Raw genomic sequence first — 22,996 nt, 5'->3', positions numbered from 1 at the left:
TGACGATGGACGATCTGAAGATTTTTATCGGCGGTCAGTGGCGACGCGGCGGCGGTAACCCGATGCAGAGCCACTTCCCGGCTGACGGGTCGCTCAATGCGACGCTGACCGCGGCAAACCTTGACGATCTGCACGACGCGATCGAGGCCGGCGAGCGCGCGTGGCGCGATCCCGCCTGGCGCAACAGCCTGCCGCACGTGCGGGCGAAGATCTTGCACAAGGTGGCGGATCTGATTGACTCCCGCGCTGACGAGCTGGCGCAGATGCAGAGCCGGGATAACGGCAAGCCGCTGGCGGAGGCGCGCGGGCTGGTGATGAGCGCGGCGGGAACGGCCCGCTACTTCGCCGCCGCCTGCGAGCTGCTGGAAGGGGAGCTGCCCACGCCGCGCCAGCCGGATCTGCTGACGCTAAGCCGCTATGAGCCGCTCGGCGTGGTGGCGGCCATCACGCCGTGGAACTCGCCCATTGCCAGCGAGATGCAGAAGGTCGCCCCGGCCATCGCCGCCGGGAACGCGGTGATCCTCAAGCCTGCCGAAGCCACGCCGCTGATGGCGCTGGAGCTGGCGCGCATTTTTGAACAGGCCGGGCTGCCCGCCGGGCTGCTGAGCGTGCTGCCGGGCAAAGGCTCGGTGATTGGCGACGCGCTGGCGCGCCATCCCCGCGTGCGAAAAATTTCCTTTACCGGCGGCACCGCCACGGGCCGCCATCTGGCGCACGTGGCTGCGGAAAAGCTTATTCCGGCGTCGCTGGAGCTGGGCGGTAAATCCCCGACCATCGTGCTGGAGGATGCCGACGTTGAGCAGGCCGCGCGCGGGATCTGCTACGGCATTTTCAGCTCAGCAGGGCAGGCGTGCATCGCCGGGTCCCGGCTGTTTATCCACGAAAGCCTGTACGCGCCGCTGATGGCGCGGCTGCTGGAATTAACTCGCGGGCTGCGCGTAGGGCACCCCTTCACTGACGGCGTGCACGTTGGGCCGCTGATCAATGAGAAACATCGCCAGAGCGTGCAGGAATACGTCGAGCTGGCGAAGCGCGAGGGGGGCCGGGTGCTGTGCGGCGGGGAGATCCCGGCAGATCCGGCGCTGGCAAACGGCAGCTTCTTCCAGCCGACCATTATCGAAGGGCTGACGAACGGCGCCCGCGCCTGCCAGGAGGAGATCTTCGGCCCGGTGCTGGTGGCGATGCCGTTTCGCGATGAAGCGGCGTTGATCCGCGAGGCGAACGACTCGGTTTACGGCCTGGCGGCAGGGATCTGGACCCGCGACACCGGGCGGGCGCTGCGCCTGAGCGAGCAGCTGGAGGCCGGTACGGTGTGGATCAACACCTACAAAGTTTTTGCGATTTCGACCCCGTTCGGGGGCTTTAAAGAGAGCGGTCTGGGCCGCGAAAAGGGCATTCAGGGGCTGAAAGCCTGGATGCAGCAAAAGAGCATTTATCTGGCGACGGGTAACAGCGTCAACCACTGGTGCGACTGAGAAAGGGTGAGCAATGAGCGAAATGATAACCGTCGGCGACGCCATCGCCAGAACGCTGGAGCAGTATCAGGTTGAGGCCATCTACGGCGTCATCTCCATTCACAACCTGCCGATCGCGGACGCGGTAGGGCAGCGGGGGAAAATCCGCTTCGTGCCCGCGCGCGGCGAGGCGGGTTCCGTCACCATGGCTGACGCCCACGGGCGGTTTTCCGGCCTCGGCGTGGCGCTGACCAGCACCGGCGCGGGGGCGGGGAACGCGGTAGGCGCGCTGGTGGAGGCGATGAACGCCTGCACGCCGCTGCTGCATTTAACCGGACAGGTTGAGAAGGCCTGGCTGGACGCCGATACCGGGTTTATCCACGAGACCCGCGACCAGCTGACCTTCCTGAAGGCCAGTTCAAAACGGGCGTACCGCATCAGCAATGCCAGCCAGGCGATAGCGATTCTGCATAAAGCGATTCAGGAGGCGCAGACGCCGCCGTGCGGGCCGGTCTCTGTGGAGATCCCGATTGATATTCAGGGGGCTAAAATTCCGCTGTCTCTGGTGACCGCACCGGTGAAACCGGCTTCGGTTGCAGCCGTGGATCCCGCGATGCTGGATGCTTTGTGGGCGCAGCTCAGGCAGGCTAAACAGCCGCTGCTGTGGCTGGGCGGCGGGGCGCTGGGAAGCGCTGACGCGGTGAAAAAGCTGGCGGATGCGGGCATGACGGTGATCTCCAGCACCCACGCGCGCGGCGTGCTGCCGGACGGCCATCGTGCCAGCCTGCGGGCGTTCCACAACTCGCCTTCGGTTGAGGCGCTGATTGCGCAGTGTGATTTTACGCTGGTGGCCGGTTCTCGCCTGCGCAGCAACGAAACCCGCTCATGGACGCTGGAGTTGCCGTCTCCGCGGGTGCAGATAGATATCGACCCGGCGGCGGCGAGCCGTAACTACCTGATGGATAACACGCTGATAGCCGATTGTTCAGCGCTGCTTGGCGCCCTGGCCGATAAAGCGCAGGGCCGCGAGTGGGGCAACGCCCAGTGGGACGCGCAGGTGCAGCAGGCGGTATTGCAGGCTGAACAGGGCCTGCGCGAGCAGTGCGGCGCCTATGCGAAGCTCAACGACGCCATTGAAAAAGCCCTGCCGCAGGACGGCCTGCTGGTGCGCGATATCACCGTTTCCGGCAGCCTGTGGGGCAGTCGTCTGTTCAGGGCTAACGGCCCGCTGATGAACATTCACTCTCTTGCCGGGGCGATTGGCATGGGGCTGCCAATGGCGATTGGTACCGCGATTGCCAACCCACAGCGTAAGGTGGTGGGGCTGGTGGGCGACGGTGGCCTGAGCCTGAATTTAGGCGAGCTGGCGACGCTGGCGCAGGAGAAAGCTAACGTGACGCTGCTGATCATGAACGACGGGGGCTACGGCGTGATGCGCGGCATTCAGGATAAGTACTTCGGCGGGCGACAGTATTATAACGAACTGCATACGCCGGACTTTACCCTGCTGGCACAGGCAATTGGCCTGCAGGCGTGGAGCGTTGAGCGGGCAGAGGATTTTGAAGCCGTGATGACGGAAGCGCTGGCGATGCCGGGGCCGTCGGTAGTGGAAGTGCGGATGGATCAGATTGGCGCGCTGAAGTTTGCCGGGCCGCCGCAGAAAACGCTTTACTAGCTGTTTTCCCTCTCCCACGGGGAGAGGGAAAACAGTAGTTCGGGTAAGGCGAAGCCGCCACCCGGCTTGTTTTATCAGAACACGTTAAACGGGTATTCCACGTAGGCGCGGATCTCGTCCCCGCCCACGTTATAGTCGCTGGCGTTGCTGGAGACGCGCAGCACGGAGTAGCGCAGTTTCAGCTTCAGATCTTTTGCCGGGCCATCCTGCACCTGGTACTGGATCTGGTTAAACCACTCGTGCTCTTTGCCGTTGCTGGTTTCAGAGGTCTTGATATTGTCGCCGCGCACGTAGGCGGTGGTCCAGCTCAGGCCCGGCAGGCCGAGACCCGCGAAGTCCAGACCGTAGGATGCCTGCCATGAGCGCTCGTCTTCACCGTTAAAGTCAGACCAGTAGGAGTTCGCCAGCCAGATGGTGTTGCCGCCGTCGCCCACGCCGCCCTTGTCGCGATATCCGCCGTAGTTATAGCCTGTGCTGCCGCTGCTCTGCTGGTACGCCACTTTGAACGTGTGAATATCCCAGATGTAGCTCGCCGCCAGGCTCCAGATTGTGTTGCTGCGGCCGGTGTCGAGGCTGTCAGCGTAGCCCTGATCCAGACGCGAGTTATAGCCGTTAAAGTCGAGCACCAGCTGCTGCCCGGTGCTGAACGGCTGTTTGAAATTCAGCCCCAGGTACTGTTTGTTCATCACCTCTTCGTTATGAGAGGCGTATAGCGCGCCGCTGAACTGGTCGTTGAACTGGTAGCTTGCGCCACCGAAAGTCAGGCTTTTCAGGCCGCTGTCGTGGCGGTCGTCGCTTTTACGCTGCTCGTCGGTGAAATAACCGGCGTTCACTTCCAGCCCGTCGATCTCTTTAGACGTCAGCATGGCACCGGTGTAGCTTTCAAACAGCAGGCGGGAGCTGTCGGCGTTAACGATAGGCAGTTCAGGACGCTGGTTACCGTAGCTCAGCACGGTATTCGAGATCCGCATTTTGGCGGTAGCGCCAAATTTCGCTAAATCGGATTTTGCCCGGCCATCGTCTTCCTGTTTAAAGAAGTCGATACCTCCCGCACCGCTCTTGCCGCGACCGCCGTCCAGGCGCACGCCGTACTGCGCGATGCCGTCCACGCCAAAGCCCACCAGCCCTTCGGTATAGCCGGATTCAAAGGTGGCGATGATGCCCTGACCCCATTCGGCTTTATCCTGCTGGCCCTGATGGTAGTCACGGCTGATATACGCATTGCGTAAAAACAGGTCTAAATGGCTGTCGTCGATAAAACCCTTGCTGTCAGATTGCTGGCTTGCAGCGGCGGGTAATGCGGCGAATAAACTTAAAGCAATTAACGATAATTCTTTTTTCACGGAGGGAACGTCTCTGTCTTAATATATTAAATTGAATTACTGCGCGTTTGATAATTACCGGAAAGATTAACGATTGCAATAAATATGTGACCAGACGTTTCAGCCGGAAAGGGTAGGTTTGACGGGGCTTTCAGAGGTGTTACCGATACGTGCGATTTAGTTAGCAATTCATGCGAAATAAAAAGGAGGCAAAATTGCCTCCTTCCAAAATTATTTAATTCCGTCAGCGGCCATTCGGTCGCGAATATGCTGCGCGCGCGCTTCTGAGGCCGGGTGATCGTCAAACATGGAGCTCTGGCGACCCGCTTCCAGTTTTGCCAGCTTTTCGAAGCTGGTGGCTAAACCGGATGGATTAATACCGCGTTTGCGCAACAGATCGTAGGAGTAGTCGTCCGCTTCGGACTCCTGACGCTGCGAGAACTGGGAGTTAACCAGTTTTTCACCTACGTCACCAAGCTGCGACTGGGACAGGCTGCCAACGATGCCGCCCGCAGAGGCTGCCGCCGCGCGAATGGCGTTGGTGCCTAAGGCAACCTGCATCCCTTTCTTCACGTGGCCGAGCGCAACGTGACCCATTTCATGGCCGATAACCGCTTCCACTTCGTTGTCGGTCATCATATCCATCAGCCCGCTGTAGACGCGGATACAGCCGTTAGCCATCGCGAAGGCGTTGACGTCTTTCGCCATGTAAACCTTGTAGTTCACCGGCTGGCCGTTGATGTTATCGCCGAGCGCGGAAGCAATCTTATTCAGACGCTGTGTGTAGGTACTGTCAGCCGGCGCAAGCGTGGCTTTTCCGTCCATATCTTTACAGGCCTGATCGCTCAGCGCTTTAACCTGCGCGTCGCTCAGGGAGTAGGCCTGAAAGGCTTCTGCACCTGAGGTCATCAGACCGTTAGAGTCCATATTCTGACAGCCGCTCAGCACGAGCGTTGTACCCAGGGCCAGCACTATTGCACGCATTTTCATGAGGTTGCTTCCGTACTCGTTAAACTGAATAAAATCCGAAAAGTGCCCCCGCAACGAAGCCGGGGCGGGATAAGTATAAGGAATATCTACAGGCGCGGGCGAGCAGATTGCGCAACATGCGAGCATGATCCAGAGATTTCTTAAGCTGCAAAAGAATGGTCCATGTACATGCCCTGCGGCTTGGGTTACATTGTTGGCACTTTTTTCCGGCGTAGCCCAAAACGCGCTGTCGTCAAGGGCATGGCCTTTAACAGTCCGATCTGGAGTTAAAATGTCCTCACGTAAAGAGCTTGCTAATGCTATTCGTGCGCTGAGCATGGACGCAGTACAGAAAGCCAAATCCGGCCACCCGGGTGCCCCTATGGGTATGGCTGATATCGCCGAAGTCCTGTGGCGTGATTTCCTTAACCACAACCCGCAGAACCCGGCATGGGCTGACCGCGACCGTTTCGTGCTGTCTAACGGCCACGGCTCTATGCTGATCTACAGCCTGCTGCACCTCACCGGCTACGATCTGCCAATCGAAGAGCTGAAAAACTTCCGTCAGCTGCACTCCAAAACTCCAGGTCACCCGGAAGTGGGCTACACCGCTGGCGTAGAAACCACCACCGGCCCGCTGGGTCAGGGCATTGCTAACGCTGTGGGTATGGCGATTGCCGAGAAGACCCTGGCGGCGCAGTTCAACCGTCCTGGCCATGACATCGTTGACCACTTCACCTACGCTTTCCTGGGCGACGGCTGCATGATGGAAGGCATTTCTCACGAAGTGTGCTCCCTGGCTGGTACCCTGAAGCTGGGCAAACTGGTGGCGTTCTACGACGACAACGGTATCTCCATCGACGGTCACGTTGAAGGCTGGTTCACTGACGACACCGCCGCACGTTTCGAAGCTTACGGCTGGCACGTTGTGCGTGGTGTTGACGGCCACGATGCTGACTCGATTAAACGTGCAGTAGAAGAAGCTCGCGCAGTCACCGACAAACCGTCCCTGCTGATGTGCAAAACCATCATCGGCTTCGGTTCTCCGAACAAAGCGGGCACCCATGACTCCCACGGCGCACCGCTGGGCGACGCGGAAATCGCACTGACCCGTGAAGCACTGGGCTGGAAACACCCTGCCTTCGAAATCCCGTCTGAGATCTATGCTCAGTGGGATGCTAAAGAAGTGGGCCAGGCGAAAGAAGCGGCCTGGAACGAGAAGTTCGCTGCCTATGCGAAGGCGTTCCCACAGGAAGCCGCTGAATTCACCCGTCGTATGAAAGGCGATATGCCGTCTGACTTCGACGCGAAAGCCAACGAATTCATCGCGAAGCTGCAGGCGAACCCGTCTAAAATCGCCAGCCGTAAAGCATCTCAGAATGCGATTGAAGCGTTCGGTCCGCTGCTTCCAGAATTCCTGGGCGGCTCCGCTGACCTGGCGCCTTCTAACCTGACCCTGTGGTCTGGTTCTAAGCCAATCAACGAAGACACTGCCGGTAACTACATCCATTACGGTGTACGTGAGTTCGGTATGACCGCTATCGCGAACGGTATCGCTCTGCACGGTGGTTTCCTGCCATACACCTCTACCTTCCTGATGTTCGTGGAATATGCACGTAATGCTGTGCGTATGGCTGCGCTGATGAAACAGCGTCAGGTGATGGTCTACACCCATGATTCCATCGGTCTGGGCGAAGATGGTCCAACTCACCAGCCGGTAGAGCAGGTAGCTTCCCTGCGCGTAACCCCGAACATGAGCACATGGCGTCCATGTGACCAGGTTGAATCTGCGGTGGCGTGGAAATACGGCGTTGAGCGTCAGGACGGCCCGACCGCGCTGATCCTCTCCCGTCAGAACCTGGCGCAGCAGGAGCGTACCCCTGAGCAGCTGGCAAACATCGCCCGCGGTGGCTACGTGCTGAAAGATTGCGCGGGTCAGCCTGAGCTGATCTTCATCGCGACCGGTTCTGAAGTTGAACTGGCTGTAGCAGCATGGGAAAAACTGACTGCCGAAGGCGTGAAGGCGCGCGTGGTTTCCATGCCGTCTACCGATGCGTTCGACAAGCAGGATGCGGCTTACCGTGAATCTGTACTGCCTAAAGCGGTTTCCGCTCGCGTGGCAGTGGAAGCGGGTATTGCTGACTACTGGTTCAAATACGTGGGTCTGAACGGCGCTATCGTCGGTATGACCACCTTCGGTGAGTCTGCTCCGGCAGAACAGCTGTTCGAAGAGTTCGGCTTCACCGTTGATAACGTTGTCGCTAAGGCGAAAGAATTGCTGTAATTCTCCTTGTGAGGCAAAACGGGTCGCTCAGGCGGCCCGTTTTATTTCCTTTGACTTATTTTATAATTAACAATGGTTATTTGGTGATTTTTATCACAAATATGAAATGTTGATAAATGTGTGATTTGCAAGCCACATCACAAATATAGGATTGCTTTTTATTTTTCTCTCTATAACGAATTGTTTTTCTTCGTTTTAATAAAACGCAGCGTAACACCATTGCTATTTTCTCCCCGTTTGATTTCATTCCACCGTAGGCGTATTTTTATTTTTAGCGATACGCTGTACCCTTAAAATACAATAAGGATTATATATGCGGTTGATTGATTATTTCCCTGAATCCTCTATCTCAATAAAACCGGCAGCAAAGAACTGGCAGGAAGCCATTGATTTTTCCATGTCGTCTTTGCTGCAAAATCATTATATTAATGCTGCTTATATTGAGGCGATTAAAACCTCTACGGTCACGAATGGTCCCTATTATATTCTCGCGCCGGGTGTGGCAATGCCTCATGCCCGTCCGGAGTGCGGTGCGTTAAAAACAGGTATGTCATTAACGCTTCTTAAACAGGAAGTGCAGTTTACCGAAGTAGATGAACCTGTAAAATTACTCATTGGTTTATCGGCTGCGGATGCGGATTCACATATCGGCGCTATTCAGGCATTAAGCGAATTATTATGTGAAGAAGAAATGTTGTCAGCGTTGTTAACCGCTAAGTCAGAAAAACAGTTGGCGGATATCATCGCTCGCGCATAATTATTCTTTCCTTTACAGGACATTATTATGGAACACAAGTCTGCTCGTGCAAAGGTCCAGGCTTTTGGGGGCTTTTTGACTGCGATGGTCATCCCGAATATTGGTGCTTTTATTGCCTGGGGATTTATTACAGCATTATTTATTCCAACCGGATGGTTACCAAATGAGCATTTCGCCAAAATTGTCGGTCCGATGATCACCTACTTACTGCCGGTGATGATTGGCTCTACCGGCGGACACCTGGTTGGTGGCAAACGTGGCGCAGTGATGGGGGGGATCGGCACTATCGGCGTGATTATCGGCGCGGATATTCCTATGTTCCTCGGTTCAATGATCATGGGACCACTCGGCGGTATGGTGATTAAGCACATCGACCGACTGCTGGATAAGCGCATTCCGGCGGGTTTTGAGATGGTCATCAATAACTTCTCGCTGGGCATCGCGGGCATGATCCTCTGCCTGCTGGGGTTTGAAGTCATCGGCCCTGCGGTGTCGATTGCGAATAACTTTATTAAAGGATGTATCGAATCACTGGTACATGCGGGCTATTTGCCGCTGCTGTCGTTGATTAACGAGCCGGCAAAAATTCTGTTTCTGAATAACGCCATCGATCAGGGCGTTTATTATCCCCTGGGAATGCAGCAGGCTTCCGAGACGGGTAAGTCCATCTTCTTTATGGTGGCCTCCAACCCGGGGCCGGGTTTGGGCCTGTTGCTGGCTTTTGCGTTTTTCGGCAAAGGGATGGCGAAGAAGTCTGCGCCCGGCGCGATGATCATCCACTTCCTGGGCGGCATTCATGAGCTCTATTTCCCTTACGTACTGATGAAACCGCTGACGCTGATTGCGATGATTGCTGGCGGCATGAGTGGTACGTGGGTATTTAACCTGTTAGGCGGTGGGTTGGTGGCTGGCCCAAGTCCGGGCTCGATTTTCGCCTACCTCGCGTTAACGCCTAAAGGCGCTTTCCTCGCCACGATCGCTGGCGTAACGGCAGGCACGCTAGTCACCTTTGCTATCGCCTCTTTTATCCTAAAAATGGATAAGAATAACGAAGCTGGAACAGAAGATACGTTCGGTGATTCTGCCAAAGCCGTAAAAGCCATGAAGCAGGAAGGCAAGTTTTCTTATCGGGATATTAAGCGTATCGCTTTTGTCTGCGATGCCGGAATGGGTTCCAGCGCGATGGGCGCAACGACTTTCCGTAAACGTCTGGAAAAGGCCGGGCGAGATATAGAAGTAAAACATTACGCCATCGAAAATGTGCCTGACGACGCGGACATTGTTGTTACCCATGCCAGCCTGGAGGGACGCGCTAAACGAGTCAGTGATAAACCGTTAGTGTTGATAAAAAACTATCTTGGCGATCCGCAGCTTGACGAATTATTTAAGCATTTAACGACGAATTAATCTATCTGGTTTCTGGAGTCAATATGAAAACGAAAGTGGCTGCCATTTATGGCAAGCAGGATGTTCGTATCCGTGAATTTGAACTGCCCGAAATAAGTGACAATGAACTCCTGGTTAGCGTAATTTCCGACAGCGTCTGTTTATCTACCTGGAAGGCGGCGAAATTAGGCAGTGAACATAAACGTGTGCCGGGCGATCTGGAAAACCATCCGGTCATTACTGGACACGAATGCGCCGGGGTGATTGTTGAGGTCGGAAAAAATCTAACCGATAAATATAAAAAAGGTCAGCGGTTTGTATTACAACCGGCAATGGGATTGCCGAGTGGTTATTCTGCTGGCTACAGCTATGAATATTTTGGCGGCAATGCGACGTATATGATTATTCCTGAAGTTGCGATTAATCTGGGCTGCGTTTTGCCTTATCACGGTTCTTATTTTGCGGCGGCTTCGCTGGCGGAACCCATGTGCTGCATTATCGGCGCATATAACGCCAATTATCATACGACGCAATATGTTTATGAACACAGGATGGGAGTGAAGCCGGGGGGAAATATTGCGCTTCTGGCCTGTGCCGGGCCGATGGGGATTGGTGCGATTGATTATGCGATTAACGGCGGTATTCAGCCGTCGCGCGTTGTGGTGGTGGATATTGATAACGCGCGACTCGCGCAGGCGAAAAAATTGCTGCCCGTTGAGCTGGCGGCACAAAAGGGCATTGAACTTATCTATGTCAATACCGCCGAAATGGAGGCGCCTGCCGCTGCGTTACGTGCAATGACGGACAATGTCGGCTTTGACGACGTGTTTGTCTATGCCGCGGTTCCGGCGGTCATAGAGCTGGCGGACGACCTGCTCGCCGAAGATGGATGTCTGAATTTCTTCGCCGGGCCCACGGACAGCAATTTCAAGGTGCCGTTTAATTTTTACAATGTTCATTACAACAGTACGCATGTGGTAGGCACCTCCGGCGGCTCGACGGAGGACATGAAAGAGGCGATTGCGCTGAGCGCGACGGGCCAGCTTCAGCCGTCGTTTATGGTGACCCACATCGGCGGCCTTGATGCTGTGCCGCATACGGTGCTCAATCTGCCGGACATTCCCGGTGGCAAGAAGCTTATCTATAACGGCGTCACCATGCCGTTAACGGCCATTTCCGATTTTGCTGAAAAGGGCAAAGCCGACCCGCTGTTCCGGGAGCTGGCAAGGCTGGTGGAAGAGACGCATGGCATCTGGAATGAAAAAGCAGAACGCTATCTGCTGGCGCAGTTTGGTGTGGATATTGGGGAGGCTGCGGCATGATGTCTCTGGCATGGCCGCTTTTTCGCGTGACGGAACGGGCGGCGCTGGCCGCCTGGCCGCAAACCGGGTGCGGCGATAAAAATCGGATCGACGGGCTGGCGGTAACCGCCATGCGCGAGGCGCTAAATGTTATAGCGATTCGCGGGCGGATCGTCATTGGCGAAGGTGAGATCGACCATGCGCCAATGCTGTGGATTGGTGAGGAGGTCGGAAGCGGCGCTGGCCCGGCGGTGGATATTGCTGTCGATCCCATTGAGGGGACCCGCATGGTGGCGATGGGACAAAGCAATGCGCTGGCCGTAATGGCGTTCGCGCCGCAGGGCAGCCTGTTTCATGCGCCTGATATGTATATGAAGAAACTGGTGGTTAACGCGGCGGCGGCGGGGGCGATCAGCCTTGAGCTCACGCTGGCGGAAAACCTTCGCAACGTTGCCCGGGCGCTGGGCAAGCCGCTTGAGCATCTGCGGATGGTGACGCTGGACAAGCCGCGCCTGCAAGATGCAATTGCCGAGGCGACACGGCTGGGCGTAAAAGTGTTTGCGCTGCCCGATGGTGACGTCGCTGCAAGCGTACTGACCTGCTTACCAGATAATCCCTATGACCTGATGTACACCATAGGTGGCGCGCCGGAAGGGGTGATCTCCGCCTGCGCGGTGAAAGCGCTGGGCGGCGATATGCAGGCGGAGCTTATTGATTTTTGTGCAGCAAAAGGGGAGAGCCCTGAGAACCGTTCGATCGCCATGCATGAGCACCGTCGATGTGCAGAAATGGGCGTGGAGATCAATCGCATCTATACCCTCAACGAACTGGTGGAGGGCAATGACATCCTGTTCAGCGCGACGGGCGTAACGGGTGGCGATCTGGTCAAAGGTATTCAACAGGTTGCGAAGGGTGTGCGCACGCAAACTTTACTGATCGGCGGCGCGGATCGAACGTGTAATATAATAGACTCTCTGCATTCATGGTGATTTATCGGGATACCAATGACGACGCTGACAGAAGACGATGTGCTTGAGCAATTGGATGCTCAGAACAACCTCCTGGCATTTATGACGACGGCACACTCCTTTTTGCTCCAGGGCATTAAATGTTTTCTGCCGTCGCTGTTTGTCGATAACGATGAAGAGATCGTGGAATATGCAGTGAAGCCGTTACTTGCCCGGAGTGGGCCGCTTGATGACATCGACGTGGCGTTACGCCTGATCTATGCGCTGGGGAAAATGGAAAAATGGCTCTATGCCGACATTACGCATTTTTCCCAGTTTTTCCAGTATCTGAAGGAGCAGGATACGATCCCTGGCTTCGCCGATGACATCACCTGGGATTTTATCAGTAATGTTAATTGCATCACCCGTAACGCGACGTTATTCGGCGCGCTGGAGTCGATGAAATTTGCTGATTTTGCCGCATGGTCTGAGGTTCGGTTTACCGCAATGATCAAAACGGCGCTCACCCTGGCGGTAACGACAATTTTAAAGGAACTTACGCCGTGAAAATTGGGTTAACGGTTAACGGGCTTCATGTAGAAGCACACTATCCTGACGACGAAATCGAAAATGTTCATAAACCTTTGCTGCGCCAACTGGCGAAACGGCATTTCGCCAGCGCCAGCAGACGTACGATTGTTTTTCTCAGCGCGCCGCCCGGGACAGGCAAATCCACGCTGACCGCCTTCTGGGAATACCTCTCGCGTCAGACGGAGGGAATGCCGCCCATCCAGACGTTGCCGATGGATGGATTTCATCACTACAACGTTTGGCTTGAGGCCCATAACCTGCGTGCGTACAAAGGTGCGCCGGAGACCTTTGATGTCGACAGGCTTGCACAACACCTGCGGCAGATCAAAGAGGGCGACGGTACCTGGCCGCAGTATGACCGACAAACGCACGATCCTGTCGAAGAGGCGATTGTGGTAACGGCGCCTGTCGTGATTGTTGAAGGTAACTGGTTGCTGCTTGATGATGAACGATGGCGACTGCTGTTGGAATACTGTGATTTTTCGTTGTTCATTCGCGCGCCTGCCGACGCCTTACGTACGCGCCTGGTGGGGCGTAAGCTGGCCGGGGGACTCTCTCAGGCCGACGCCGACGCGTTTTATGCGCGCACCGATGGGCCAAACGTAGAACGTGTTTTGCGTCATAGTCGTCCTGCCAATGTGGAACTGATGATGTCGGCAAATGGCGAATACCGACTCGTTTGATCGTGCGCGACACTCACGGATCTGTTTCGTTAGTGCCTCGTTGCACCCGCCGCGTTTTAACGTGGCGGGTACTAAAGCGATTATTCCGGAAAAATGTGATGGAGATCAGATAAAATCGCTCTTAATCTGGACAGACATTCCTTTTATTCCCCGATTCGCTTATTCTTGCTGAAGCGTTTCAGTCGATTAAATGTTCGACAATTGACCAATCAATCGCAGTTTGTGATAGCAAAGATTCCCCTTCGGGCGTCGCTGGATTACTCTTTCAGCCACCTCAAACTCAGGGATTGCTTTGCAGGAGATCTATGACCGTACGCGTAGCGATTAATGGCTTCGGTCGCATCGGGCGTAATGTGGTTCGTGCTTTGTATGAATCCGGACGTCGGGCGGAAATCACCGTGGTGGCAATCAATGAACTGGCGGATGCTGCTGGCATGGCGCATTTATTGAAGTATGACACCAGCCACGGACGCTTCGCCTGGGATGTGCGCCAGGAAAGAGATCAGCTTTTTGTGGGTGATGACGCTATTCGTGTGCTGCATGAGAACAGCATTTCCGGGCTACCCTGGCGTGAACTGGGTGTGGATGTCGTGCTTGACTGTACCGGTGTGTATGGCAACCGCGAACACGGCGAAGCGCATTTGACAGCAGGCGCGAAAAAAGTCCTGTTTTCTCATCCCGGAAGTAACGACCTCGACGCGACCGTCGTGTTTGGCGTCAACCAGCATGAGCTGCAAGCCGAACACCGCATTGTTTCCAACGCCTCCTGCACCACCAACTGCATTATTCCGGTCATCAAACTGTTAGACGATGCGTATGGCATTGAATCCGGCACCGTAACCACGATTCACTCCGCCATGCACGATCAGCAGGTTATCGACGCCTATCACCCGGATTTACGACGCACTCGCGCGGCGAGCCAGTCAATCATCCCGGTGGACACGAAACTGGCTGCAGGGATCACCCGAATTTTCCCGCAGTTTAATGACCGTTTCGAAGCGATTGCCGTGCGTGTTCCGACGATAAACGTCACCGCAATCGATCTTAGCGTGACGGTGAAAAAACCGGTAAAAGCCTGTGAAGTCAACCTGTTGCTGCAAAAAGCGGCACAGGGAGCATTTCATGGTATAGTTGACTATACGGAATTACCGTTGGTCTCAGTAGATTTTAACCACGACCCGCACAGCGCCATCGTGGATGGCACGCAGACGCGAGTCAGTGGTGCGCACCTTATCAAGACGCTGGTCTGGTGTGATAACGAATGGGGCTTTGCTAACCGAATGCTCGACACCACGTTAGCCATGGCCGCAAAAGGTTTCAGGTAGAGCGCACCTTGCGCTTGCAAAACTTTAAGAATCAACGAGAGGATTCACCATGTCTGTAATTAAGATGACCGATCTGGATCTGGCAGGTAAACGCGTTTTCATCCGTGCCGATCTGAACGTACCGGTTAAAGATGGCAAAGTGACCAGCGACGCGCGTATCCGTGCATCTCTGCCAACCATTGAACTGGCTCTGAAGCAGGGCGCTAAAGTGATGGTCACCTCCCACCTGGGCCGTCCAACTGAAGGCGAGTACAACGAAGAGTTCTCTCTGCTGCCGGTTGTTAATTACCTGAAAGACAAACTGTCCAACCCGGTTCGCCTGGTGAAAGATTACCTGGACGGCGTAGACGTTGCCGAAGGTGAGCTGGTTGTTCTGGAAAACGTTCGCTTCAACAAAGGCGAAAAGAAAGACGACGAAACCCTGTCCAAAAAATACGCTGCACTGTGCGACGTATTCGTGATGGATGCATTCGGTACTGCGCACCGTGCGCAGGCATCTACCCACGGTATCGGTAAATTCGCAGACGTCGCGTGTGCGGGTCCTCTGCTGGCTGACGAACTGGAAGCACTGGGTAAAGCACTGAAAGAACCTGCTCGCCCAATGGTCGCTATCGTTGGTGGTTCTAAAGTGTCTACCAAACTGACCGTTCTGGATTCCCTGTCTAAAATCGCTGACCAGCTGATCGTTGGCGGTGGTATCGCGAACACCTTCGTTGCCGCTCAGGGCCACAACGTGGGTAAATCCCTGTACGAAGCAGACCTGGTTGACGAAGCCAAACGCCTGCTGGGTACCTGTGATATCCCGGTTCCAACTGACGTTCGCGTGGCGACCGAGTTCTCCGAAACCGCAACCGCGACCCTGAAATCAGTAAACGACATCAAAGACGAAGAGCAGATTCTGGACCTGGGCGACGTTTCTGCACAGAAACTGGCTGAAATCCTCAAAAACGCAAAAACTATCCTGTGGAACGGTCCTGTTGGCGTGTTCGAATTCCCGAACTTCCGCAAAGGGACTGAAATCGTGGCTAACGCAATCGCAGACAGCGAAGCGTTCTCTATCGCAGGCGGTGGTGACACCCTGGCAGCAATCGACCTGTTCGGTATCGCTGACAAGATCTCCTACATCTCCACTGGTGGCGGCGCATTCCTCGAATTCGTGGAAGGCAAAGTACTGCCAGCAGTAGCAATGCTCGAAGAGCGCGCTAAGAAGTAAGCCATTCAAGGGCAGGGAAACCTGCCCAATTTTCAGCGCGCTTTTAAGAGCTCGCACCTTTTCTAACGGCCGAAGATACAGGACTAAGCAACATGTCTAAAATTTTTGATTTCGTAAAACCTGGCGTTATCACTGGTGATGACGTACAGAAAGTGTTCCAGGTAGCTAAAGAAAACAACTTCGCTCTGCCAGCAGTTAACTGCGTAGGTACCGACTCCATCAACGCCGTACTGGAAACCGCTGCAAAAGTTAAAGCACCGGTTATCGTTCAGTTCTCTAACGGCGGCGCTGCGTTCATCGCAGGTAAAGGCGTGAAAACTGACATTCCTCAGGGTGCTGCTATCCTGGGCGCTATCTCTGGTGCGCACCACGTTCACCAGATGGCTGAACACTACGGTGTTCCAGTTATCCTGCACACTGACCACTGCGCGAAGAAACTGCTGCCGTGGATCGACGGTCTGCTGGACGCGGGTGAAAAACACTTCGCGGCAACCGGTAAGCCACTGTTCTCTTCTCACATGATCGACCTGTCTGAAGAGTCACTGCACGAAAACATCGAAATCTGCTCTAAGTACCTGGCGCGCATGGCCAAAATGGACATGACCCTGGAAATCGAACTGGGTTGCACCGGTGGTGAAGAAGACGGCGTGGACAACAGCCACATGGACGCTTCTGCCCTGTACACCCAGCCAGAAGACGTTGATTACGCTTACACCGAGCTGAGCAAAATCAGCCCACGCTTCACCATTGCAGCGTCCTTCGGTAACGTGCACGGCGTTTATAAGCCAGGTAACGTGGTTCTGACCCCGACCATCCTGCGCGATTCTCAGGAATACGTTTCCAAGAAACACAACCTGCCGCACAACAGCCTGAACTTCGTCTTCCACGGCGGTTCCGGTTCTTCTGCTCAGGAAATCAAAGACTCCGTAAGCTACGGCGTAGTGAAAATGAACATCGATACCGACACCCAGTGGGCAACCTGGGACGGTATCCTGCAGTACTACAAAGCGAACGAAGCTTACCTGCAGGGCCAGCTGGGCAACCCGAAAGGCGAAGACCAGCCGAACAAGAAATACTACGATCCACGCGTATGGCTGCGCGCTGCTCAGACGTCCATGGTGACCCGTCTGGAGCAGGCTTTCAAAGAACTGAACGCAATCGACGTTCTGTAATTTGAGCTGCTAACAGCATCAGAAGGCCCGCAAATGCGGGCCTTTTTTTATGCTTTTTCAATATCCTGCAATACCTGTTTTTGTGATCTGTTTGGCAAAGCCGGTGCTTTTTGTTTACCCTTTACTGACCTGCCTGTCTCCATGGGGGATGGATTTTGTGTTTTGGTTTAACAAAAGGAAGAATAAATGGAACAACTCGATGTTGTAGACAGCATCAATAACGCCGGCAACTGGCTGGTGCGCAACCAGGCCCTGCTGCTGAGCTATGCCGTGAACATTGTCGCGGCGATTGCCATCATCATCGTCGGGATGATCGTGGCGCGTATCGTGTCGAACGCCGTCAACCGTGTGATGGTCGCACGACACATTGACGCTACGGTGGCTGACTTCCTCTCCGCACTGGTGCGCTACGGCATTATCGCCTTCACGCTGATTGCCGCGCTGGGCCGTGTGGGGGTGCAAACCGCCTCCGTGATTGCCGTTCTCGGTGCCGCCGGTCTGGCCATTGGTCTGGCACTGCAGGGCTCGCTTTCAAACCTGGCGGCGGGCGTACTGCTTGTGACTTTCCGTCCGTTCCGCTCCGGTGAATATGTTGACCTTGGCGGCATCGCCGGTACCGTGTTGCAGGTACAGATTTTCTCTACCACCCTGCGTACCGTCGATGGTCGTATTGTGGTGGTACCGAACGGGAAAATCATTGCGGGCAATATCATTAACTTCTCCCGCGAGCCGGTGCGTCGTAACGAGCTCATCATCAGCGTGGCGTATGATTCCGATATCGATCAGGTGAAGTCGCTGATCGCAAATATCATCGCCTCTGACGACCGCATTCTGAAGGACCGCGAGCAGACTGTTCGCCTGAACGAACTGGGTGCATCCTCTATTAACTTCGTGGTGCGTATCTGGAGCAAAAGCAGCGATCTGCAAAACGTTTACTGGGATGTGCTGGAGCGCATCAAGCGCGATTTCGACGCCAACGGCATCAGCTTCCCTTACCCGCAGATGGACGTAAACGTCAAAAAAGTCAAAGAAGCAGAATAACGTCACCCGTAGGCCCGGTAAGCGCTCGCGCCACCGGGCTTTACTTTCATAAGCTCCGCTAATACCCAATTAATATTATCCATTTCCTCTAATGTGATTCGCGCAGTATAGTCAGCCTCCAGAACAACACTGCGAGAAAATCGTCATGCTATCTTATTATTTTCAAGGGCTTGCCTTAGGTGCGGCCATGATTTTACCCCTCGGCCCGCAAAACGCCTTCGTGATGAATCAGGGCATTCGCCGCCAGTATCATCTGATGATTGCCCTGCTGTGCGCGGTGAGCGATCTGCTGCTGATTTGCGCCGGCATTTTTGGCGGCAGCGCGCTGCTGATGCAGTCCCCCTGGCTGCTGGCGCTGGTGACCTGGGGCGGCGTGGCGTTTCTGCTGTGGTACGGATTCGGTGCCCTGAAAACGGCGATGAGCAGCAACATTGAGCTGGCAAGCGCCGAAGTGATGAAGCAGGGCCGCTGGAAGATTATCGTCACCATGCTGGCGGTCACCTGGCTTAACCCGCACGTCTACCTTGACACCTTCGTAGTGCTGGGCAGCCTGGGCGGACAGCTGGACGTTGAGCCGAAACGCTGGTTTGCGCTCGGCACGGTCAGCGCCTCTTTCCTCTGGTTCTTCGGTCTCGCCATTCTGGCGGCATGGCTGGCGCCTCGTCTGCGGACTGCCAAAGCCCAGCGCATTATTAATACCCTGGTGGGGCTGGTGATGTGGTTTATTGCTTTTCAGCTGGCAAAAGAGGGCATTCACCACGTCCAGGAATTGTTCAACTAATCCTTGTCTTATGGACAACTGAGCAAGACCCGCTAAGCTTGCTGGCATGAGCCCTGTTGTTGGGGCACTCTTCGCAACATGGAGGAATGACAGTGAAGTTTAAAGTGATGGCCCTCGCGGCATTAGTAAGTTTCGGTGCGGTGTCGGCGCAGGCAAGTGAACTGCCGGATGGCCCGCACATCGTCACGTCAGGCACCGCAAGCGTGGACGCGGTACCGGATGTTGCAACCCTGGCAATTGAAGTGAACGTGGCGGCAAAAGATGCCGCTTCCGCCAAAAAACAGGCAGACGATCGTGTTGCGCAATATCTCTCTTTCCTGGAACAGAACGGTGTTGCTAAAAAAGACATCAGCTCTGCGAACCTGCGTACCCAGCCCGATTACGACTACCAGAACGGCAAAAGTATCCTGAAAGGCTATCGCGCCGTGCGCACTGTGGAAGTGACCGTGCGTCAGCTGGACAAGCTGAACTCTCTGCTGGACGGCGCGCTGAAGGCCGGCCTGAACGAAATCCGTTCCGTGTCGCTGGGCGTTGCGCAACCGGAGAAATACAAAGACGAAGCGCGTAAAGCGGCGATTGATGATGCCATTCATCAGGCGGAACAGCTGGCGTCTGGCTTCAAGAGCAAGCTTGGCCCGGTATACAGCGTGCGTTACCACGTCTCTAACTACCAGCCAAGCCCGATGGTTCGGATGATGAAGGCGGACGCCGCGCCGGTTTCTGCTCAGGAAACCTACGAGCAGCCAACGATTCAGTTCGACGATCAGGTTGATGTGGTGTTCCAGCTGGAACCCGTTGCAGCACAGCCGAAACCTGCACAATAATCAATAGGCCGGGTAAGGCGTAGCCGCCACCCGGCTTTTCATTTTAATCCTGTCTCAACACCTTATGTCCAAACGCCAGCAGCGCATCAGTCACGTTGCGCATCATGCGGCTTTCTGGCGCAAAACGGTGCCAGTAGAGCATCCGGCGCTGATACAGCCCCGGCGTCAGGTCAATCAGCTCACCGCTTTTCAACTCTTTCTCAATCTGTAAATGCGGGATCATGCAGCAGGTGGTGCCCTGACGCGCCAGCTGCACAAAGGCTTCGGACGAGTTAACGATATGACACGGCACGCTGCCCGGCGGCAGATCGAAGTTTTGCTGCAAAAACGCCTGGTGCATATCGTCCAGATGGTCGAACGCCACGGCAGGGGCTTTCAGCAGCGCGGCGCGGGTGACGCCATTCGGGAAGTAGCGCTCCGCAAAGGCTTTTGAACCGACAAACAGGTAGTCGAGCGCGCCCAGCTGATCGACAAGACAGCTTGGCAGGGCCTGAGGCTGGATACTGACCGCCCCAACCACTTCGCCGCGACGCAGGCGCTCCTGGGTGCGGGTTTCATCTTCGACCTGAAGATTCAGGCGGATAGGGGAGTCGGCCAGCACCGGCGCAAGGGCCGGCAGCAGCCAGGTCGCCAGACTGTCGGCGTTCACCGCCAGCGAGAGCAGCAGCGGCGTGGAACCCGTTTGTTCGTCACCCAGCCACTCGTCTTCCAGCAGTTCAACCTGGCGCAGCAGGGCGAGAAGCTTTTGACCTTGCTCCGTTGGGCGCGGCGGTACGGTACGCACCAGCAGCGGCTGCCCGAACATGTTTTCAAGCTGTTTGATACGCTGTGATACGGCGGACTGGGTGATGCACAGCTTTTGCGCTGCGCGCTCAAAGCCGCGTTCACGAATAACTGCATCAAGTGCCTGTAGTGTTCTGTAGTCCGGACGTTTCATTGCTCTGGCTGGCTCCTAAATTTTGCTTAATCTGCACTATGACACAATTTTCCCTTCCTGACAGACGAAATCCATTCGACGTGTTCTATAATGCGCCCTGAGTTTTCACACCACAGGCAAAACGATCATGACGCAGGATGAACTGAAAAAAGCAGTAGGATGGGCCGCTCTCCAGTACGTACAGCCAGGGACCATTGTCGGTGTTGGTACGGGGTCAACGGCGGCGCACTTTATCGATGCACTGGGCACGATGAAGGGGCAGATCGAGGGCGCGGTTTCCAGCTCCGATGCGTCCACGGAAAAGCTGAAAAGCCTCGGCATTACCGTTTTCGATCTCAACGAAGTGGATCGTCTGGGCATTTACGTTGATGGCGCGGATGAAATCAACGGCCATATGCAGATGATCAAAGGCGGCGGCGCGGCGCTGACCCGTGAAAAGATCATCGCCTCCGTGGCGGACAAGTTCATCTGCATCGCGGATGCCTCCAAGCAGGTCGACATTCTGGGTAATTTCCCGCTGCCGGTTGAAGTGATCCCGATGGCGCGCAGTGCGGTTGCCCGTCAACTGGTTAAGCTGGGCGGCCGTCCGGAATACCGTCAGGGCGTGGTCACCGACAACGGTAACGTCATCCTCGATGTTCACGGTCTGGAGATTCTCGACGCGATTGCGCTGGAAAACGCCATCAACGGCATTCCAGGCGTCGTCACCGTAGGGTTATTTGCCAACCGCGGCGCGGATGTGGCGCTGATCGGTACGGCTGACGGTGTGAAAACCATCGTAAAATGATCTGACGGGGGGAGTGCTCCCCCCGCTAAAAAATTTTTGAAAAGCTAAATTTGGTGACTTGTGTCACGCTTTTCCGCCTCTTTTGCCGATCCTGCCACGTTTGTAAATTTCCTCAGCATTTTACTCTGTCATTTTGCCCTGTATGACTTTTCTTCAGAGTGCCGACGCAAACGTTCATATTGCTGCAATAGTTTTTTTTGATATGTTGGCTACAGCGGATTTCAATCCAGCACAACATCAGTTCAGATAAAAACAGGGTCGGGGAAATGGCAAAGGTATCACTGGAGAAAGACAAGATTAAATTCCTGCTGGTCGAGGGCGTGCATCAGAAAGCGCTTGATAGCCTTCGTGCGGCGGGTTACACCAACATCGAATTTCACAAAGGCGCGCTGGACACGGAAGAGCTGAAAGCCGCCATCCGTGATGCCCACTTCATTGGCCTGCGATCCCGTACCCATCTGACTGAAGACGTGATTGCCGCGGCAGAAAAGCTGGTTGCTATTGGCTGTTTCTGCATCGGCACCAACCAGGTCGACCTGAACGCTGCCGCAAAACGCGGTATCCCGGTCTTTAACGCCCCGTTCTCTAACACCCGTTCCGTGGCGGAGCTGGTGATTGGCGAGCTGCTGCTGCTGCTGCGCGGTATCCCGGAAGCTAACGCCAAAGCGCACCGTGGCGTGTGGAACAAACTGGCCGCGGGCTCATACGAAGCCCGTGGTAAAAAGTTGGGTATCATCGGCTACGGCCACATCGGTACCCAACTGGGGATCCTGGCGGAATCGCTGGGGATGCACGTCTACTTCTACGATATCGAAAGCAAGCTGCCGCTGGGTAACGCGACGCAGGTACAACATCTTTCTGACCTGCTGAACATGAGCGACGTGGTCAGCCTACACGTGCCGGAAAACGCCTCCACCAAAAACATGATGGGCGCGGAAGAGCTGGCGCTGATGAAGCCGGGATCTCTGCTGATCAACGCCGCGCGTGGTACGGTGGTCGATATCCCTGCGCTGTGCGATGCGCTGAAGCGTAAGCATCTCGCGGGGGCGGCCATCGACGTGTTCCCGACGGAACCGGCCACCAACAGCGATCCGTTTAACTCTCCGCTGTGCGAATTCGACAACGTGATCCTGACGCCGCACATCGGCGGTTCTACTCAGGAAGCGCAGGAGAATATCGGTCTGGAAGTGGCGGGTAAGCTGAGCAAATATTCCGACAACGGTTCAACGCTCTCTGCGGTGAACTTCCCGGAGGTATCTCTGCCGCTGCACGGCGGTCGTCGTCTGCTGCACATCCACGAAAACCGTCCTGGCGTGCTGACCGCCATCAACCAGATTTTTGCCGAGCAGAGCGTTAACATTGCCGCCCAGTATCTGCAAACCAACTCGCAGATGGGTTATGTGGTTATCGATATTGAAGCCGATGAAGATGTTGCTGAGAAAGCGCTGCAGAGCATGAAGGCCATTCCGGGGACGATTCGCGCGCGCCTGCTGTACTGATGGTGCGGTCTGTGGTGTCGGGTGGCGGCTACGCCTTACCCGACCTAC

Annotated in this window: 20 protein-coding genes; 17 read left to right on the top strand and 3 right to left on the bottom strand. The window is 55.5% G+C overall.

Features of this window, described 5'->3' with window-relative positions:
- Window positions 1-5: 5 nt before the first annotated feature.
- Window positions 6-1,475, top strand: coding sequence for an aldehyde dehydrogenase (locus tag INF77_RS05650; RefSeq protein ID WP_063438560.1), 1,470 nt, complete (start codon window positions 6-8; stop codon window positions 1,473-1,475).
- Between the two features lie 13 nt (window positions 1,476-1,488).
- Window positions 1,489-3,129, top strand: a complete 1,641-nt coding sequence (locus INF77_RS05645) for a thiamine pyrophosphate-binding protein (protein ID WP_193532069.1) — start codon at window positions 1,489-1,491, stop codon at window positions 3,127-3,129.
- A gap of 74 nt (window positions 3,130-3,203) precedes the next feature.
- On the opposite strand, the gene INF77_RS05640 is transcribed toward INF77_RS05645, so the two are convergent.
- Window positions 3,204-4,472, bottom strand: a complete 1,269-nt coding sequence (locus INF77_RS05640; RefSeq protein ID WP_045260753.1) for an OprD family outer membrane porin — start codon at window positions 4,470-4,472, stop codon at window positions 3,204-3,206.
- 210 nt (window positions 4,473-4,682) lie between these two features.
- A complete protein-coding gene (locus INF77_RS05635; protein ID WP_028014340.1) occupies window positions 4,683-5,441 on the bottom strand; it encodes a M48 family metallopeptidase in 759 nt (252 codons plus the stop codon).
- Window positions 5,442-5,712: 271 nt separating this feature from the next.
- On the opposite strand from INF77_RS05635, the gene tkt reads away from it, so the two are divergent.
- The 13 genes from tkt (at window position 5,713) to INF77_RS05570 (ending at window position 19,725) form a co-directional block, all read left to right on the top strand.
- Window positions 5,713-7,704: a transketolase gene (gene tkt, locus INF77_RS05630; protein ID WP_193532068.1), complete on the top strand. Its 1,992-nt coding sequence runs from the start codon at window positions 5,713-5,715 to the stop codon at window positions 7,702-7,704.
- A gap of 313 nt (window positions 7,705-8,017) precedes the next feature.
- Window positions 8,018-8,461, top strand: a complete 444-nt coding sequence (gene cmtB / locus INF77_RS05625; RefSeq protein WP_100170832.1) for a PTS mannitol transporter subunit IIA — start codon at window positions 8,018-8,020, stop codon at window positions 8,459-8,461.
- 27 nt (window positions 8,462-8,488) lie between these two features.
- The gene (locus INF77_RS05620) at window positions 8,489-9,868 is read left to right on the top strand and encodes a PTS mannitol transporter subunit IICB (RefSeq protein ID WP_150145022.1); all 1,380 of its coding nucleotides are present in this window, start codon (window positions 8,489-8,491) and stop codon (window positions 9,866-9,868) included.
- Between the two features lie 23 nt (window positions 9,869-9,891).
- Window positions 9,892-11,169, top strand: coding sequence for a zinc-binding dehydrogenase (locus INF77_RS05615; RefSeq protein ID WP_150145021.1), 1,278 nt, complete (start codon window positions 9,892-9,894; stop codon window positions 11,167-11,169).
- Window positions 11,166-12,137, top strand: coding sequence for a class II fructose-bisphosphatase (gene glpX, locus INF77_RS05610; RefSeq protein ID WP_150145020.1), 972 nt, complete (start codon window positions 11,166-11,168; stop codon window positions 12,135-12,137). The genes INF77_RS05615 and glpX overlap by 4 nt, the downstream gene beginning before the upstream one ends.
- A 15-nt stretch (window positions 12,138-12,152) precedes the next feature.
- Complete coding sequence (locus INF77_RS05605; RefSeq protein WP_047745984.1) at window positions 12,153-12,662, top strand: MltR family transcriptional regulator; 510 nt, start codon at window positions 12,153-12,155, stop codon at window positions 12,660-12,662.
- Window positions 12,659-13,369, top strand: coding sequence for a nucleoside/nucleotide kinase family protein (locus INF77_RS05600; protein WP_048960951.1), 711 nt, complete (start codon window positions 12,659-12,661; stop codon window positions 13,367-13,369). The genes INF77_RS05605 and INF77_RS05600 overlap by 4 nt, the downstream gene beginning before the upstream one ends.
- Window positions 13,370-13,674: 305 nt before the next feature.
- Window positions 13,675-14,694, top strand: coding sequence for an erythrose-4-phosphate dehydrogenase (epd, locus tag INF77_RS05595; RefSeq protein ID WP_047367434.1), 1,020 nt, complete (start codon window positions 13,675-13,677; stop codon window positions 14,692-14,694).
- A 49-nt stretch (window positions 14,695-14,743) separates the two neighbouring features.
- Window positions 14,744-15,907 carry a phosphoglycerate kinase gene (pgk, locus tag INF77_RS05590; RefSeq protein ID WP_028014337.1) on the top strand — a complete coding sequence of 388 codons (1,164 nt, stop codon included), beginning with the start codon at window positions 14,744-14,746 and terminating at the stop codon, window positions 15,905-15,907.
- 92 nt (window positions 15,908-15,999) lie between these two features.
- Entirely contained in the window at window positions 16,000-17,079 is a 1,080-nt protein-coding gene (gene fbaA / locus INF77_RS05585; protein WP_008499731.1) for a class II fructose-bisphosphate aldolase, read from the top strand.
- A gap of 186 nt (window positions 17,080-17,265) precedes the next feature.
- Window positions 17,266-18,120 (top strand): small-conductance mechanosensitive channel MscS, encoded by an 855-nt coding sequence (mscS, locus tag INF77_RS05580; RefSeq protein ID WP_003860082.1) that lies wholly within the window; start codon window positions 17,266-17,268, stop codon window positions 18,118-18,120.
- A 145-nt stretch (window positions 18,121-18,265) separates the two neighbouring features.
- Window positions 18,266-18,901: an arginine exporter ArgO gene (argO, locus tag INF77_RS05575; RefSeq protein WP_047367435.1), complete on the top strand. Its 636-nt coding sequence runs from the start codon at window positions 18,266-18,268 to the stop codon at window positions 18,899-18,901.
- A gap of 92 nt (window positions 18,902-18,993) precedes the next feature.
- Window positions 18,994-19,725, top strand: coding sequence for an oxidative stress defense protein (locus tag INF77_RS05570; protein ID WP_028014336.1), 732 nt, complete (start codon window positions 18,994-18,996; stop codon window positions 19,723-19,725).
- A gap of 43 nt (window positions 19,726-19,768) precedes the next feature.
- On the opposite strand, the gene argP is transcribed toward INF77_RS05570, so the two are convergent.
- Window positions 19,769-20,662, bottom strand: coding sequence for a DNA-binding transcriptional regulator ArgP (argP, locus tag INF77_RS05565; protein WP_003860089.1), 894 nt, complete (start codon window positions 20,660-20,662; stop codon window positions 19,769-19,771).
- A gap of 127 nt (window positions 20,663-20,789) precedes the next feature.
- Between argP and rpiA the strand changes: the two genes are divergently transcribed.
- Entirely contained in the window at window positions 20,790-21,449 is a 660-nt protein-coding gene (rpiA, locus tag INF77_RS05560; protein ID WP_003860091.1) for a ribose-5-phosphate isomerase RpiA, read from the top strand.
- Window positions 21,450-21,715: 266 nt separating this feature from the next.
- Window positions 21,716-22,948 carry a phosphoglycerate dehydrogenase gene (serA, locus tag INF77_RS05555; RefSeq protein WP_041908347.1) on the top strand — a complete coding sequence of 411 codons (1,233 nt, stop codon included), beginning with the start codon at window positions 21,716-21,718 and terminating at the stop codon, window positions 22,946-22,948.
- The last annotated feature ends 48 nt before the right edge of the window (window positions 22,949-22,996 follow it).

The organism is Enterobacter cloacae complex sp. P1B, from assembly GCF_014982345.1.
Taxonomy (GTDB): domain Bacteria; phylum Pseudomonadota; class Gammaproteobacteria; order Enterobacterales; family Enterobacteriaceae; genus Enterobacter; species Enterobacter bugandensis.
The sequence above is the reverse complement of the archived record's forward strand: the minus strand, read 5'-3'. Positions and strand labels throughout refer to the sequence as shown.

Coding starts and splice junctions, on each gene's coding strand:
- argP (WP_003860089.1), bottom strand. CDS start 20,662: ATGAAACGTCCGGACTACAGAACACTACAGGCACTTGATGCAGTTATT.
- INF77_RS05615 (WP_150145021.1), top strand. CDS start 9,892: ATGAAAACGAAAGTGGCTGCCATTTATGGCAAGCAGGATGTTCGTATC.
- glpX (WP_150145020.1), top strand. CDS start 11,166: ATGATGTCTCTGGCATGGCCGCTTTTTCGCGTGACGGAACGGGCGGCG.
- INF77_RS05635 (WP_028014340.1), bottom strand. CDS start 5,441: ATGAAAATGCGTGCAATAGTGCTGGCCCTGGGTACAACGCTCGTGCTG.
- INF77_RS05645 (WP_193532069.1), top strand. CDS start 1,489: ATGAGCGAAATGATAACCGTCGGCGACGCCATCGCCAGAACGCTGGAG.
- rpiA (WP_003860091.1), top strand. CDS start 20,790: ATGACGCAGGATGAACTGAAAAAAGCAGTAGGATGGGCCGCTCTCCAG.
- pgk (WP_028014337.1), top strand. CDS start 14,744: ATGTCTGTAATTAAGATGACCGATCTGGATCTGGCAGGTAAACGCGTT.
- fbaA (WP_008499731.1), top strand. CDS start 16,000: ATGTCTAAAATTTTTGATTTCGTAAAACCTGGCGTTATCACTGGTGAT.
- INF77_RS05620 (WP_150145022.1), top strand. CDS start 8,489: ATGGAACACAAGTCTGCTCGTGCAAAGGTCCAGGCTTTTGGGGGCTTT.
- epd (WP_047367434.1), top strand. CDS start 13,675: ATGACCGTACGCGTAGCGATTAATGGCTTCGGTCGCATCGGGCGTAAT.
- INF77_RS05605 (WP_047745984.1), top strand. CDS start 12,153: ATGACGACGCTGACAGAAGACGATGTGCTTGAGCAATTGGATGCTCAG.
- tkt (WP_193532068.1), top strand. CDS start 5,713: ATGTCCTCACGTAAAGAGCTTGCTAATGCTATTCGTGCGCTGAGCATG.
- argO (WP_047367435.1), top strand. CDS start 18,266: ATGCTATCTTATTATTTTCAAGGGCTTGCCTTAGGTGCGGCCATGATT.
- mscS (WP_003860082.1), top strand. CDS start 17,266: ATGGAACAACTCGATGTTGTAGACAGCATCAATAACGCCGGCAACTGG.
- INF77_RS05650 (WP_063438560.1), top strand. CDS start 6: ATGGACGATCTGAAGATTTTTATCGGCGGTCAGTGGCGACGCGGCGGC.
- serA (WP_041908347.1), top strand. CDS start 21,716: ATGGCAAAGGTATCACTGGAGAAAGACAAGATTAAATTCCTGCTGGTC.
- cmtB (WP_100170832.1), top strand. CDS start 8,018: ATGCGGTTGATTGATTATTTCCCTGAATCCTCTATCTCAATAAAACCG.